Source organism: Bradyrhizobium sp. CCBAU 45384 (assembly GCF_028128665.1).
In the GTDB taxonomy this organism is placed as follows: Bacteria; Pseudomonadota; Alphaproteobacteria; order Rhizobiales; family Xanthobacteraceae; genus Bradyrhizobium; species Bradyrhizobium manausense.
Genome location: NZ_LBIZ01000115.1, coordinates 174,910 through 189,043, shown reverse-complemented (window position 1 = coordinate 189,043; position 14,134 = coordinate 174,910). Strand labels below are relative to the sequence as shown.

The 14,134-nt window shown below is 63.3% G+C and carries 12 protein-coding genes; 5 read left to right on the top strand and 7 right to left on the bottom strand.

The window, feature by feature from the left end; genetic code table 11:
• The first annotated feature begins 17 nt into the window (after nt 1–17).
• The 5 genes from XH80_RS28745 (at nt 18) to XH80_RS28725 (ending at nt 6,069) form a co-directional block, all read left to right on the top strand.
• Nucleotides 18–1,439 (top strand): carbohydrate porin, encoded by a 1,422-nt coding sequence (locus XH80_RS28745; protein WP_271601473.1) that lies wholly within the window; start codon nt 18–20, stop codon nt 1,437–1,439.
• A gap of 258 nt (nt 1,440–1,697) precedes the next feature.
• Complete coding sequence (locus XH80_RS28740) at nt 1,698–2,549, top strand: 3-hydroxybutyryl-CoA dehydrogenase (RefSeq protein ID WP_271601472.1); 852 nt, start codon at nt 1,698–1,700, stop codon at nt 2,547–2,549.
• Between the two features lie 309 nt (nt 2,550–2,858).
• Entirely contained in the window at nt 2,859–3,323 is a 465-nt protein-coding gene (locus XH80_RS28735) for a group III truncated hemoglobin (protein ID WP_271601471.1), read from the top strand.
• Nucleotides 3,324–3,582: 259 nt separating this feature from the next.
• Nucleotides 3,583–4,233, top strand: coding sequence for a QcrA and Rieske domain-containing protein (locus XH80_RS28730; protein WP_271601470.1), 651 nt, complete (start codon nt 3,583–3,585; stop codon nt 4,231–4,233).
• A 111-nt stretch (nt 4,234–4,344) separates the two neighbouring features.
• Nucleotides 4,345–6,069, top strand: a complete 1,725-nt coding sequence (locus XH80_RS28725) for a methanol/ethanol family PQQ-dependent dehydrogenase (RefSeq protein WP_271601469.1) — start codon at nt 4,345–4,347, stop codon at nt 6,067–6,069.
• A gap of 88 nt (nt 6,070–6,157) precedes the next feature.
• On the opposite strand, the gene XH80_RS28720 is transcribed toward XH80_RS28725, so the two are convergent.
• The 7 genes from XH80_RS28720 to xoxF5 all read right to left on the bottom strand — a co-directional run bounded on the left by XH80_RS28720 (nt 6,158) and on the right by xoxF5 (nt 14,015).
• On the bottom strand, nt 6,158–6,421 hold the full coding sequence (locus XH80_RS28720) for a hypothetical protein (protein ID WP_271601468.1): 264 nt from the start codon (nt 6,419–6,421) through the stop codon (nt 6,158–6,160).
• 53 nt (nt 6,422–6,474) lie between these two features.
• A complete protein-coding gene (locus tag XH80_RS28715; protein ID WP_271601467.1) occupies nt 6,475–8,787 on the bottom strand; it encodes a xanthine dehydrogenase family protein molybdopterin-binding subunit in 2,313 nt (770 codons plus the stop codon).
• A gap of 1 nt (nt 8,788) precedes the next feature.
• Nucleotides 8,789–9,241 (bottom strand): (2Fe-2S)-binding protein, encoded by a 453-nt coding sequence (locus tag XH80_RS28710; RefSeq protein ID WP_057750899.1) that lies wholly within the window; start codon nt 9,239–9,241, stop codon nt 8,789–8,791.
• A 605-nt stretch (nt 9,242–9,846) separates the two neighbouring features.
• Nucleotides 9,847–10,410, bottom strand: a complete 564-nt coding sequence (gene gfa / locus XH80_RS28705) for an S-(hydroxymethyl)glutathione synthase (protein WP_271601466.1) — start codon at nt 10,408–10,410, stop codon at nt 9,847–9,849.
• A 30-nt stretch (nt 10,411–10,440) separates the two neighbouring features.
• Nucleotides 10,441–11,550, bottom strand: a complete 1,110-nt coding sequence (locus XH80_RS28700; protein ID WP_271601465.1) for an S-(hydroxymethyl)glutathione dehydrogenase/class III alcohol dehydrogenase — start codon at nt 11,548–11,550, stop codon at nt 10,441–10,443.
• Between the two features lie 61 nt (nt 11,551–11,611).
• Nucleotides 11,612–12,100 (bottom strand): c-type cytochrome, methanol metabolism-related, encoded by a 489-nt coding sequence (locus tag XH80_RS28695; RefSeq protein WP_271601620.1) that lies wholly within the window; start codon nt 12,098–12,100, stop codon nt 11,612–11,614.
• A gap of 112 nt (nt 12,101–12,212) precedes the next feature.
• Nucleotides 12,213–14,015 (bottom strand): lanthanide-dependent methanol dehydrogenase XoxF5, encoded by a 1,803-nt coding sequence (gene xoxF5, locus XH80_RS28690; protein ID WP_220001075.1) that lies wholly within the window; start codon nt 14,013–14,015, stop codon nt 12,213–12,215.
• Nucleotides 14,016–14,134: the final 119 nt, after the last annotated feature.

Here is a 14,134-nt window from a genome sequence, read left to right as displayed (position 1 = left end):
TGTCCCACTCATCATGCATGAGCGGATCTCGATCGACCTCAAGCGCAGCTTTGCGAATTCTCGCAGCCATCGTGGCTGGCGGATATCTGCTGGCGGGCGTTCAGGCCTTAGCCCAGGAAGACAAGAAGACCGACGACGACAAGCCGGCCGATCCGGATACGGGCGAGAGTACGGTTGAGGAGAAAACCCTCGGCCTGTTTGCGAACCCGCTGCAGAAATATGGGGTGAAGTTCGCGGCGACTTACATCGGAGAGGTGCTGGGCAACACCTCCGGCGGCGTCAAGCAGGGCGCGATCTACGAGGGTCGTCTGAATCTCGCCGTCGATGCGGACCTCGACAAGCTTGCCGGCCTCGACAAGCTGACCTTTCACGCCAACATGTTCCAGATCCACGGGGGCGGCCTGTCGCGCGATAATCTGCAGAATTTCTTCGTCGTGAGCGGGATCGAGGCGCTGCCATCGACCCGGCTCTACGAGGCCTATTTCGAGAAGCAGTGGGGAGAGAAGAAGGTCTCGCTGAAGCTCGGCCAGCTCGCGGCCGACAGCGAATTCTTCAACACCAAATACACCGACGTCCTCACCAACGCCTCGATGGGCTGGCCGGCGATCACCTCGCTCGACCTGCCGAGCGGTGGCCCGTCGCCACCGCTGGCTGCGATGGGCGCGCGGCTTCTCGTCAACGTCACCGACCAGCTCACCCTCCTCGGCGGAATTTTCGACGGCGACCAGGCGGGGCCCGGGCCGGGGGATCCCCAGCAACGCAATCGCTACGGCGTCAATTTCCGCGTCAACGATCCGCCACTGCTTCTGGGCCAGATTCAGTACGCCTGGAACAACAAGAAGGGCGATCCCAATCTTGCCGGCCAGATCAAGTTCGGGGGCTGGCGTCATCTGGGCACATTCGCCGATCAGCGATTTGCGTCCAACGGTGTATCGCTCGCAGCGCCTGCGAGCAGCGGCGCGCCGATGTTGCTGTCCGGCGATATCGGCGGCTGGGCCGTCTTGGAGCAGCAGCTCTATCGCGTGCCTCACAGTGACGATCGCGGCATCGGCGTCTTTGTTCGCGCCTCCGGCGCGCCGGCCGATCGCAACCTGATTGATCTCTATGCCGATAGTGGCGTCGAGTTCGTCGGTCTCGACGGGCGGCGTCCGGACGACAAGTTCGGGATCGCTGTGGGCTACGCCCATGTGTCGAAGCGCGCCCAGGCGCTCGACGCGGACTACCGGGCCCTTGTCGCGCCGGATTGGCCGGTCCGCAGTTTTGAAGGATTGCTCACCGCCGTCTATCAATATCAAATCAGGGATGGCTGGACGGTTCAGCCGAATTTCCAATACATCATTCATCCCGGCGGCGGCGCAACGCTGCCGTCCGGCCCGCTCGCCGGCAAGGCGCTGCGAAACGCATCGGTGTTCGGGCTGCGGACCACGCTGAAATTCTAGGCGCGCTCACGAGCGCCTGGCCTTACCTGCGCCCTCGGCAATTCCAGGGGGCGAAACCGGCCGCAAAACTCGGGCCGATCGGGCCGCGAGACGGCGAAATCATGCCTCGTCGAGGAGGAAAGGCGGCTTTATTCTCGCCCCGGATGCGCTAAGGAAGAGGCTGGATGCGGTGCAGCAGGTGAGGCGCCGCGGCTCGAAATTCATCCAGCCGGGCGCGCCACCATAGGCCGGGCCCGCTCAACCAGAGGACGTCATTCCATGATCAATACCGTTGGCATCATCGGAGCAGGCACCATGGGCAACGGCATCGCCCAGGTCTGCGCCGCGGCCGGGCTGTCGGTCGTGATGGTCGATATCTCCGATGCGGCGGTGAACCGCGGCATCTCGACCGTCGGCGGCAGCCTCGAGCGCCTAGTCAAGAAAGAGAAGATCTCGGCGGCCGATCGCGAGGCGACGCTCAAGCGCATCACCGGCACCACTGATCGGGCCAAGCTAGCCGATTGTGATCTCGTCATCGAGGCCGCGACCGAAAACGAAGAGCTGAAGGTCAAGATCCTGAAGGACCTCTGCGCCACGCTGTCGCCGCGCACGCTGGTTGCGACCAACACCTCGTCGATCTCGATCACCAAGCTTGCCGCCGCGACCGATCGCCCGGATCGATTCATCGGCATGCATTTCTTCAACCCGGTTCCGGTCATGCAGCTGCTGGAACTCATCCGCGGCCTGCAGACCTCCGACGACACCCACGCCAAGGCGCTCGACTTCGCCCAGCGCGTCGGCAAGGTGGCCATCACCGCGAAGAACAGCCCCGGCTTCGCCGTCAACCGCATCCTGTGCCCGATGATCAACGAGGCGATCTTCGCGCTCCAGGAGGGCATCGCGACCGCGGAAGAAATCGATGCCGGCATGAAGCTCGGCTGCAACCATCCGATCGGGCCACTGGCGCTGGCCGATCTCGTCGGCCTCGACACCATGCTGTCGGTGATGGAGGTCTTTTATAAGGGCTTCAACGATCCCAAATATCGTCCGGCCCCCTTGCTCAGGGAAATGGTCGATGCCGGCCATCTCGGCCGCAAGTCCGGGCAGGGCTTTTACAGCTACGGCGCGTGATTCTGTGATCGCAGCAAGGACAGTGCCGCAGGGTGGGCAAAGCGACTTGTCCGCCGTAGCACGAAGAGCGAAGGCGGAAGCGTGCCCAGGTATTTGTCGCGATGGAGAGAGATGGTGGGTACGGCGCAAGTGCGCCTTTGCCCGCCTACGATACTGATCGAGGAGCAGGCGCCAGGCCGAAATCCCCGCCGCTCAACCCCGCAATTTGCGCTGGGACAAAGACGTCGCGCGCAATTGGCCTGACAATGTCGAACGGGCGGATCGCGGGAACGCGGATCGCGGGAACAACGAAACGGAAAACAAAAGACAATGTCGGATCGACTGAAGGCCGAGCGCGAGGCGGCGGCCACGCGGCGGAACCTCTTGACCCAGGATGCGATCGAGCGCACCGGGATCACCGAGGAGATGATCGGGGAACTCGTGACCCGTTTCTACGGCCGCGTGCGTGAGGACGCATTGCTCGGGCCTGTCTTCGCGATCGTGCAGAATTGGGACGAGCATCTCGCCAAGCTCAAGGACTTCTGGTCCTCGGTGGTGCTGATGAGCGGTCGCTACCACGGCTCGCCGATGCGGGCGCATATGCCGCTGAGCCTTGTCGGCGATCATTTCGACCGCTGGCTCGACCTGTTCGAGCAGACCGCGCGCGAGGTCTGCCCGCCGCCGGCAGCCGGCCTGTTCATCGACAGGGCACGTCGTATCGCCGACAGCTTTGAGATGGCTTCGGCGACGATCGCCGGTCGCATCGCCGCGCCGCGCCACGTGATTAGGTCCTGAAATACAGAATGCCTGCTCGATCGACGTACAGTTGAATCGCAGTTGCATCGCGCGGCTCACGGCGCGTTGCACCAATTCCCGCATTATCGGTCTGATCTGCAAAATCGTCATGCCGGTCACGTGGCATGATGTTGCAACGGCAAAATGCTTTTGAATGCGTACAATCGTGTTCGCTCAAAGCGAGCAAAGCCTTATTGATGCACTGCGGCGCCAATTCTTCGCCTTCATTTTGGCAGAGTTCCAGCGCCTGCTAGCGTGCATGTCGAATGCATCATCCAACATCGCATCGTCATCCTCCGACAACATTGCGGAACCTGAATCTTGCGCGGAGCAAACGCGTCGAACGCTGCTGCTCGGTGCGCTTGCCACCACCGCGTCTCTTGGCTGTTCCGCACCGGTGCGCGCGGGCGAGGATCCGCCCGGTTCAGACGAGCGGCCGCAGAAGGGCGATCTGCTCGTTCTCTCCGAAGGCGACAACGAAGGTCAGCCCGTCAAGCCGGACGATCTCAAGCTGGGCGGTCCTCCGGTTCGCGCCTGGCCGAAGGATCCAAAGACCTCTGTCGTCCGCAGCGGCTCACGCCTGAACGAGATTCTTGTCGTGAAGCTCGATCCGAACGAGCTCGATGAGACCACGCGCGCACGCGCAGCCGACGGTATTGTTGCCTATTCGGCGGTCTGCGCGCATGCCGCCTGTCCGGTTTCCGAATGGGTGAAGGCGGATCGGGGAGGCGACATGACCGTCTTCAAGTGTCCCTGCCACAACTCCGAATATGATCCACGCCAGGGCGCCCAGGTCGTGTTCGGACCCGCGCCGCGACGCCTCGCGGCACTGCCGCTGTCGTTGAGCGAAGGTTCGCTCACCGTCGCCGCTCCCTTCGTCGGAAAGGTAGGTGGCGCGCAGCCCGGATGACACGCCGCGGGTCGCGCCCGCGCGCCACAACAGGTCGCGCCCGCCAACGAGCGGGCGACGAGACGAACGACAAAAAATTCAATTCACAAGAATTCAATAGGGGAAACGTCCATGAGCACAAGGCAGTGGTTTTTGTCGGGCTTCGTCGCCTTCACATGTGTCGTCTCGACCGCCGCCATCGCCGGCCCGATCGAGAATTACGCGCCCGTCACCCAGCAACGCCTGGAAAATCCGGAACCCGGCAATTGGATGCTCTATCGCCGCACTTATGACGGACAGGGCTATAGCCCGCTCGACCAGATCAACACCTCGAATGTGAAAAACCTGACGCCGGTCTGGACATTCGCCACCGGCGTGGTCGAAGGCCATGAGGCGCCGCCGATCGTCAACAATGGCGTGATGTTCGTGGCAACCCCGATGGGCCAGGTCATCGCGCTGAACGCGAAGACCGGCGACGAATACTGGCGCTACAAGCGCCAGCTCCCCGACGATCTGTTCCAGCTGCATCCGACCAGCCGCGGCGTCGGCCTGTGGGAGGACAAGCTCTATCTCGCCACCACCGACGACCACGTCGTCGCGCTCGATGCCAAGACCGGCAAGGTGGTGTGGGACACCAAGGTGCAGGACTACAAGAAGGGCCAGTACATGACCCTGATGCCGCTGATCGTCGACGGCAAGGTCATCGTCGGCGGCTCCGGCGGCGAGTTCGGCGTGCGCGGCTATGTCGCCGCCTACGATGCCAAGACCGGCAAGGAGCTGTGGCGCACCTTCACCATTCCGGGTGAAGGCGAGCCCGGCCACGACACCTGGCAGGGCGACGACTGGAAGAACGGTGGCGGCTCGGCCTGGATGACCGGCACCTACGACAAGGATACCAAGACCATCTATTGGGGCGTCGGCAACGCCGCGCCATGGCCCGGCGAGATGCACCCCGGCGACAATCTCTATACATCGTCGGTGCTCGCGCTCGATCCCAACAACGGCAAGATCAAGACCTATCACCAGTACCACCAGAACGATTCCTGGGACTGGGACGAGGTCGATGCGCCGATGCTGGTCGATCTCCAGCGCGACGGCCGCAGCATCAAGAGCCTGATCCACCCGGGTCGCGATGCCATCTTCTGGGTGCTCGAGCGCACGCCGACCAAGATCAACTACGTCGCCGGCTGGCCGTTCGTTTCCACCGACGTCTGGAAGGGCATCGACGAGAACGGCAAGCCGATCGTCGATCCCGCGCACAAGCCCGTCGTCGGCAAGCGCGTCGAGTTCTGCCCGTCGCTGTGGGGCGGCAAGGACTGGCCCTCGGCGGCCTACAGCCAGAAGACCGGCCTCGTCTACGTGCCCGCCAACGAGAATTTCTGCGGCGGCTTCACCGGCGAGAAGATCCCGCTCAAGCCCGGCGAGCTCTGGCTCGGCACCAAGCCGGAGGATATCGGCCTGAAGGCCAAGCCTGGCGCCGATCATTTCGGCGAGCTCCAGGCCTGGGATCCCGCGACCGGCAAGAAGGTGTGGCAGCACGACTTCCCGAAGTCGCAGATGTTCGGCTCGGTCACGGCCACCGCAGGCGATCTCGTCTTCGCCGGCGGCACCAACGACCGCAACTTCCGCGCCTTCAACGCCAAGACCGGCGAACTGTTGTGGGAGCAGAAGACCAACTCCGGCATCATGGGCATGCCGATGTCCTATGAGATCGACGGCACGCAATACATCGCGATCCAGTCGGGCTGGGGCGTCGACGCGCAGCGCATCCAGGACGCGCTCGCGACCAACAATATCGGCATCGAGTCCAACGTGCCGCAAGGCGGCGTGATCTGGGTGTTCGCGCTGAAGAAATAAGCTCCGCAGGCGGATCGAGTGACGCGGAGCGACAAGGGGGCAAATGCGGCGGACGGCAACGTCCGCCGCATTTTGCGCGGGCTCGGAGCTACTTCCCCTCGCGCTCGATCTTATCCTTGGCTTTCTGATTCATCTCCCGGACCTTCGGGTCGCTGGGCGTCTGCCCGGTCGTCTGGGTGGTCGAGGCGGGTGGGGCGCTGGCGTTGGGCAGCGAGCTCTGGTCCGGCGCGGTGGGGCGCGTTGCCGTGGTCGGCGGCGTGGTGGCGCTGCTCTGCGCGAACGCCGCGGCAGCGGTCAAAAGAAAGGCGCTCGACAGCACCGCGACTGCGAGCGCCCTTGGAATGTTGGTCATCGATCTGCTCCCTGTCAGATCGATGAGAACGGCGCGAGGCCGCTTGTGTTCCGTTACGCCTCCAGTTGCTTGCCGATCGGAAGCGCGCGGATGCGCTTACCGGTTGCCGCGAAGATCGCGTTCATCAGCGCCGGTGCGAATGGCGGTACGCCGGGCTCGCCGACGCCGCTCGGCGGCGTGTCAGGTCCCGGCGGCACGATGTGGACGTTAGTCACGGCAGGGGATTCATCCATCCTGATGACCTGGAAGTCGTCAAAATTCTTCTGCTCCACCTTGCCGTCCTTGAAGGTGACAGCGCCATATTTGGCGAGGCTCAGGCCCATGATCGCGGCGCCCTCGATCTGCGAGGCGATGCGCTCCGGGTTGACATAGGTGCCGCAGTCGATCGCGGTGTCGACCCGCGGCACCGTCAGCTTGCCCTTCTCGTCGACGGCCACCTCGACGATGGTCGCGATATAGCTGACGAAGCTGCGGTGCACGGCGATGCCAAGCCCGTGGCCCTTCGGGACCTGGCGGCCCCATTCGCCCTTCTCGGCAACCAGCTCGACCACCTTGCGCAGGCGCGCGGTGTCGATCGGGTAGCTGTCATAGGGCTCGCCGTAGTTCCAGAGGTCCTTGACATTGGGCTTGACGATGCGCGGGCTGCCGATCAGCGCGAGCAGCGTCTCTTTCTGGTCGCGGCCGGTCGCATTGGCGATCTCGCCGACCATGGACTGCACCGCGAAGGCGCGCGGGATATTCGAGACCGATCGGAACCAGCCGATGCGAGTGAACGCCGCAGCTTCCGGATTCTCGCAGGAGATGTTGGCGATCTCGAACGGCATGTCGACGAGACCCATCCCAAGCTCGAACGACGCCGCATGGTTGGCACCCGCCGCGAAGGTCGAGGCGATGGTCGGCGCCACGCTGCGGTGACGCCAGGCGATCACCTTGCCGTCCTTGTCGAGGCCGGCCTCGATCCGCTCCACCGAGACGGTATGCAGGAAGTCGTGATGGAGGTCGTCCTCGCGCGTCCATTGCACCTTCACCGGTACGCCGAGCTCCTTCGACAACAGCGCAGCCTCCAGCGCAAAGTCGCATTTCGACTTGCGGCCGAAGCCGCCGCCGAGCAGCGTGACATTGACGGTGACATTGGCCTCGGGGATGCCGAGCGTCTTGGCGACATCCTCGCGGGTGCCGCCGGGGCTCTGGACCGGCGCCCAGATCTCCGCCTTGTCGCCCTTGACGTCGGCGACCGCGACCGGCGGCTCCATGCTGGCATGGGCGAGATGCGGCAGATAATATTCGCCTGTTACGACCTTGGCGGCGGTTTTCAACGCGGCGTCAGCGTCACCCTCCTGGCGCACGACGAGGCCCGGCTTGCGCGCGGCCTCCTCGAGCTCCTTGCGGTAGGCGACCGAGTCGTATTTGCCGTTGGCGCCGTCATCCCAGACCAGCTTCAGCGCGTCGCGGCCCTTGATCGCGGCGCCGGTGTTGCGCGCGATCACCGCGACGCCGCCGAGCGGCTGGAATTTCGACGGCCACGGCCAGCCTTGAACCTTCAGCACCTTCTCGACGCCGGGCACTTTCAGCGCCGCGTCCGGATCGAATGAGGTGAGCTTGCCGCCGGTGACCGGCGGACGCGCGATCACGGCGTATTTCATGCCTGGTAGCCGAACGTCGGCGCCGTAGCGGGCCTTGCCGGTGGTGATGTCGTGGAGATCGACGATGCTGACCTGGCCCTTGCCGAGATAGCGGAAATCCCGCGGGTCTTTCAGCTTGAGGCCTTCGACAGCCGGCACCGATTCCTTGGCGGCATCGGCAGCCAGCTCGCCAAAGCCGAGCTTGCGTCCGCTGGTGCTGTGGACGACCTCGTGATTGACCGCCTTGACCTCGGTCGCCGGCACGTTCCAGCGCTTGGCCGCGGCCTGCTCCAGCATGATGCGGGCGGAGGCGCCGATCTGGCGCATCGGCATCAGATAGTGCCGGGTGCTGCGCGAACCGTCAGTATCCTGGTTGCCGAACTTGGCCTCGTCACCATGGGCCTGCTCGACCTTGACCTTGGACCAGTCGGCCTCCATCTCCTCGGCCACGATCAGCGGCAGGCTGGTGCGCACGCCGGTGCCCATCTCGGAGCGGTGAGCGAGGATGGTGACGGTGCCGTCAGGCGCGACAGCGACGAAGACGCGCGGATCGACGACGACGCCATGTGGCATGTTGCCGGCGCCGGTCTCATAGGCAAAGGCCTGGCGCGTCATCACGGGTGCGGCGAGCACGAAGCCGCCGGTGATGCCGAGCCCCTTCAGGATGCTGCGGCGCGAGACCTTCTCGACCTTGATGTTCTTTTCAAAGCCACGGAGCTTGCCGGGATTGTCGATGAAATTCATGTCACACTCCCGTCGATGCGAGGTGGACGGCGTTTTCGATACGCTGGTAGCAGCCGCAGCGACAGATGTTGCCCGACATCGCCTCGCGGATCTGGTCATGCGATGGCTTGGGATTGTCCATCAGCAGGGCCGCGGCCTGCATGATCTGGCCGGCCTGGCAGAAGCCGCATTGGGGGACGTTGACCTGGCGCCAGGCCTTCTGGACCGGATGATCTCCGCTCGGATGCAGGCCCTCGATCGTGGTGACCTCGCGCCCGGCGACGTCGTTGATCGAGGTGATGCAGGAGCGCACCGCCTCCTTGTCGACGATGACGGTGCAGGCACCGCACAGCGCCTGGCCGCAGCCGAATTTGGTGCCGGTGAGCCCGGCTTCGTCGCGCAGGAACCAGAGTAATGGGAGATCCGGGTCGCCGTCCCAGCTCTGTTCCTGGCCGTTGATCTTCACCTTGATCATGATCGTCCCTCGCTCTTCATAAGCTTGCTGATTTCGACATTGCCGGTTTCGGTCGGCGCAATGTCCGTAGCGTCGTATGACCGCATTCCGGCTCGTCATCCCACATGGGCAGGTCCCAGCAGGAAGCTGGAATGCAAATCGAAATGTCCTGAAGTGCTCGATACCTCCCGTCTTGTTCTTGTTTGATTGGACTCGTGCGGCATCGTGACGACGCGACCGTAGCAGGAAACGCGCCGGACCGGCGTTTACGGCCGGGTATCCTTGACGTGAACAGATTGCATCGGGGTTTGTCAAAAGCAGGGCGCGGCAACGGCTCGCGCGACGGCGATCGCAAAATCGAAGAGTGAAAAAAGCTTCGTCCGCCAGAGGGACTGGGCGGACGAAGCAGTCGTCCTCAGTCGAGGGAGGGAGAATCGCTGGACCGCGCTGACTTCAAGACCGAAGAGGGCGGCACCGCGCAGTCATTCAGAGACCAGGACTGAGGGAGCGGAACGCGCGCATGCACAAGTGCACTGGTGGCAGGATGGCCGCGATCATCCGAGAGCCGCACCCATCCCGCTCGCTGGCGGACCAGCGAGCGGAAGGGACATCGTCAGGTAGCCTTGTCAGGCGGCCTTGGCCTTCGCCACGTGGGTGGCGATCGCATCCATCAGTGCTGGCGACAGGCAGTCATAGGGCTCGAGCCCGATTTCCTTCAGCCGCGACCGAATGCCGGCCATCTGCTCGGGCTTTACGCCGGATTCGATGACAGAGGAGACGAAGGCGGCGAATTGCGGCGCCTGCCAGCCCTGCTCCTGGAACAGCTCGGGATGGATGAAGTCGAGACCATAGAACGGGTGGTTCTTGTTCTCGATGCGGCCGTACATGTGCGTGCCGCAGGCCTTGCAGGCGTGGCGTTGGATCACCGCGGAGGGATCCACCACCTGGAGCTTGTCGCCGTTCTCGAGCACGGTGACGTTCTGGCGCGGCACCACGGCGACGACCGAGAAGGTCGCGCCCTGCGGCTTCCAGCACTTGGTGCAGCCGCAGGCATGGTTGTGGGCGACGTCGCCCTTGACGCCGACCTTGACCTGATGATCGCTGCATTTGCAGACGAGCGTGCCGCCGGCAAAGTGCCCGGTACCTAGTTTGACGCCGTTATCGATCGATGGGTGGAGTGCAACAGTCATGGGTCGATCCTCCTTGGGGTGACGCTTGAGCTAGAACACGACGACGGAACGAATCGATTTGCCCTCATGCATCAGGTCGAAGCCCCTGTTGATGTCTTCGAGCTTGAGCGTGTGGGTGATCATCGGATCGATCTGGATCTTTCCGTTCATGTACCAGTCGACGATCTTCGGCACGTCAGTGCGGCCGCGGGCGCCGCCGAAGGCGGTGCCGCGCCAGTTGCGGCCGGTGACGAGCTGGAACGGACGGGTGGCGATCTCCTTGCCGGCTTCGGCAACGCCAATGATGATCGAGGTGCCCCAGCCGCGATGGCAGGCTTCCAGCGCCTGGCGCATCACTGTGGTGTTGCCGGTGCAGTCGAAGGTGTAGTCGGCACCGCCGTCGGTGAGGGTGACGAGATGCGGGACGATGTCGCCGGTGAGCTTCTTCGGATTGACGAAGTCGGTCATGCCGAACCGGCGGCCCCATTCCTCCTTGGAGTCGTTGATGTCGACGCCGATGATCTTGTCGGCGCCGGCCATCTTGGCACCCTGGATCACGTTCAGCCCGATACCGCCGAGGCCGAACACGACGACATTGGAACCGGGCGTAACCTTCGCGGTGTTCACCACGGCGCCGACGCCGGTGGTGACGCCGCAGCCGATGTAGCAGCTCTTGTCGAAGGGGGCATCCTCGCGGATCTTCGCCACCGCGATCTCCGGCAGCACCGTGTAGTTGGAGAAGGTCGAGCAGCCCATATAGTGGTAGATCGGCTTGCCCTTGTAGGAGAAGCGGCTGGTGCCATCAGGCATCACGCCCTTGCCTTGCGTCGCGCGGATCGCGGTGCAGAGATTGGTCTTCTGGCTCAGGCAGCTTTTGCACTGCCGGCATTCCGGCGTGTAGAGCGGAATGACATGATCGCCCGGCTTCACCGAGGTGACGCCCGCGCCGATCTCGCGGATGATGCCGGCGCCCTCGTGACCGAGGATCGACGGAAATATCCCTTCGCTGTCGAAACCGTCGAGCGTATAGGCGTCGGTATGGCAGATGCCCGTCGCCTTGATCTCGACCAGGACTTCGCCGGCCTTCGGCCCCTCCAGATCGACCTCGACGATTTCGAGCGGTTTTTTGGCTTCGAAAGCGACGGCGGCACGTGTCTTCATCGGTAACTCCTCAAATTCTCGCAGGATGCCAAGACGTAAGTCTCAGATCGGCTGCAAACGTTCACTTCTTGCCCATGCACGAGTCTTCATTTTTGGTATAGGCGTCGTTCTTGTCCTCATGCTTGCCGGGACGGGCACGGCCCCAGGCGTCGTTGGAGCGGGCGCGCAGATAGACGTAGAGATCGTCCATGTAGCAGGCGACGTTCGGGTTATCGCCGAAGGCCGGCATGACGTTCTCCGAAGCGGTCGAGATGTTCTTGCGGCCGGAGGCGACAACGCCGAGAAAATCGCCATAGCTCATCGTCTTGAGCGAATCCTTCAGTGCGGGCGCATAGGTCGAGCCCATGCCGTCAGGGCCATGGCACACGTGACAGTCCGAGTGATAGCGGCGGTATCCGGAATAAGTATACCAGTCGACGGAGTCGCCGTTGACCTTGAAAGTCGGATTCCCGTCCTTATCGAGCCATTCGCCAGTTTCGTTCTGCTTGACGGCGGCCGGATCGCCCGAGCCGTCCGCGACAGCAATTCCCCCGGACGCAACGAAGATCATCAGAGCAATGACAGAGCAGATTTTACGCAAGAGATGTTCCTCGAAGGCATCCGGTGGAGACGAGCCGGCGCGTGGAGGTTGATCCACGCGCCGGAGCGATACTGAACAGAGGCTAGTTGGGCAGCGAGAACACGGTCAGCGTGCCGCCGAGTGCCGTGTAGTTGCTGAGGGCCGCGTAGCCACCGACCGCGCCGAGGCCCGCCGTCGGATCAGTCAGACCTGCTGCCAGACCGATACCGGCCCAGCCGCCGACGCCGGAGAGCACTGCGACATACTGCTTGCCGCCGTTCTCATAGGTGGTGACGTTGCCGATGATGCCGGAGGGAGTCTTGAACTTGTAGAGCTCCTTGCCGGTCTTGGCGTCGACCGCCTTCAAATAGCCTTCGAGCGTGCCGTAGAACACTACGCCGCCGGCGGTTGCGAGCGCACCCGACCAGACCGAGAACTGCTCCTTGTTCGACCACACGATCTTGCCGGTCTTGCCGTCCCAGGCGATGAAGTTACCCATGTTGGTATCGCCCTGCGGCGGATACATCGAGAGCGTCGCACCCACATAGGGCTGGCCCGCGGTGTAGCTCACCTTGAACGGTTCGTAGTCCATGCAGACGTGGTTGGTCGGAACGTAGAACAGCTGCGTGTCCGGCGAGTAGGCTGCCGGCTGTTCGTCCTTGGTGCCGAGCGCGGCCGGGCAGATGCCCTTCACGTTGTGGTCCTCACCCGCCTTGTCGGTCGAAGCTGCGTCGAGCACCTTCGGACGGCCATAGGTCGGCGAGTTCTTATCCATGTCGACGCCGGAGGTCCAGTTCACCTTCGGATCGTACTTCTCGGCGACCAGGAGCTCGCCGGTTGCGCGATCGAGCGTATAGCCGAGGCCGTTACGATCGAAATGCGTCAGCAGCTTGCGGGCCTGGCCGTTGATCGACTGATCCGAGAGGATCATCTCGTTGACGCCGTCATAATCCCATTCGTCATGGGGCGTCATCTGATAGACCCATTTCGCAACGCCGGTATCCGGGTTACGTGCCCAGATCGTCATCGACCATTTGTTGTCGCCGGGGCGCTGCTTCGGATTCCAGGTCGAGGGGTTGCCCGATCCGTAGTAGATCAGGTTCAGCTCGGGATCGTAGGAAATCCAGCCCCATGTGGCGCCGCCGCCGATCTTCCACTGATCGCCTTGCCAGGTCTTCAGGCTCGAATCCTTGCCGACCGGCTTGCCGAGTGCGGTGGTGCTGTCGTTGACCAGGATCTGGTCATCAGGGCCTTCGGAATAACCGCGCCAGGCCAGCTTGCCGGTCTTGATGTCGTAGGCGCTCATGTGGGCCTGAACGCCGAACTCGCCGCCGGAGATACCGATCAGCACCTTGTCCTTGACCACCATCGGGGCCGAGGTGCCGGTCTCGCCCTTGCTCGGGTCGCCGTTCTTGGCGGTCCATGCGACCTGACCGGTCTTGGCGTCGAGCGCGACGAGGGTCGTGTCGGCCTGGTGCAGGAAGATCTTGCCGTCGCCGAATGCGAGGCCGCGGTTGACCGTGTCGCAGCACATCACCGGGATGACGTTCGGATCCTGCTTCGGCTCGTACTTCCAGACGATCTTGTTCTCGTTGGAAAGGTCAAGGGCGTAGACCTTGTTCGGGAAAGGCGTATGGACATACATGATGTTGCCGATGATCAGCGGCCCGCCCTCGTGGCCGCGCAGCACGCCGGTCGAGAAGGTCCAGGCGACCTGGAGCTTTCCGACATTTTGAGCGTTGATCTGATTGAGCTTTGAGTAGCGGCTGTTGGCGTAGTCGCCGGTCGGCATCACCCAGTCCTTCGGGTTCTGCGACATCTTGTTCAGCTCGTCATTGGCCGACGCGTTCCCGACGGCGAGAGCCGCCGCGGAGCCAAGAAAGGTCGCCAGTAGCACCTTGCGCATAGTCATTTCCTCCGTTGGTCTCGTTTATTGTTTCCGAAGCATTTGCTTAATCACCGGGCTTCTCGTCCGGCGTCTGCTCGTGCAGGGCGGTCACGCGGGGGGACCAGAAACGATGCCGT

Coding starts and splice junctions, on each gene's coding strand:
- XH80_RS28745 (WP_271601473.1), top strand. CDS start 18: ATGAGCGGATCTCGATCGACCTCAAGCGCAGCTTTGCGAATTCTCGCA.
- XH80_RS28740 (WP_271601472.1), top strand. CDS start 1,698: ATGATCAATACCGTTGGCATCATCGGAGCAGGCACCATGGGCAACGGC.
- XH80_RS28735 (WP_271601471.1), top strand. CDS start 2,859: ATGTCGGATCGACTGAAGGCCGAGCGCGAGGCGGCGGCCACGCGGCGG.
- XH80_RS28730 (WP_271601470.1), top strand. CDS start 3,583: ATGTCGAATGCATCATCCAACATCGCATCGTCATCCTCCGACAACATT.
- XH80_RS28725 (WP_271601469.1), top strand. CDS start 4,345: ATGAGCACAAGGCAGTGGTTTTTGTCGGGCTTCGTCGCCTTCACATGT.
- XH80_RS28720 (WP_271601468.1), bottom strand. CDS start 6,421: ATGACCAACATTCCAAGGGCGCTCGCAGTCGCGGTGCTGTCGAGCGCC.
- XH80_RS28715 (WP_271601467.1), bottom strand. CDS start 8,787: ATGAATTTCATCGACAATCCCGGCAAGCTCCGTGGCTTTGAAAAGAAC.
- XH80_RS28710 (WP_057750899.1), bottom strand. CDS start 9,241: ATGATCAAGGTGAAGATCAACGGCCAGGAACAGAGCTGGGACGGCGAC.
- gfa (WP_271601466.1), bottom strand. CDS start 10,410: ATGACTGTTGCACTCCACCCATCGATCGATAACGGCGTCAAACTAGGT.
- XH80_RS28700 (WP_271601465.1), bottom strand. CDS start 11,550: ATGAAGACACGTGCCGCCGTCGCTTTCGAAGCCAAAAAACCGCTCGAA.
- XH80_RS28695 (WP_271601620.1), bottom strand. CDS start 12,100: ATGATCTTCGTTGCGTCCGGGGGAATTGCTGTCGCGGACGGCTCGGGC.
- xoxF5 (WP_220001075.1), bottom strand. CDS start 14,015: ATGCGCAAGGTGCTACTGGCGACCTTTCTTGGCTCCGCGGCGGCTCTC.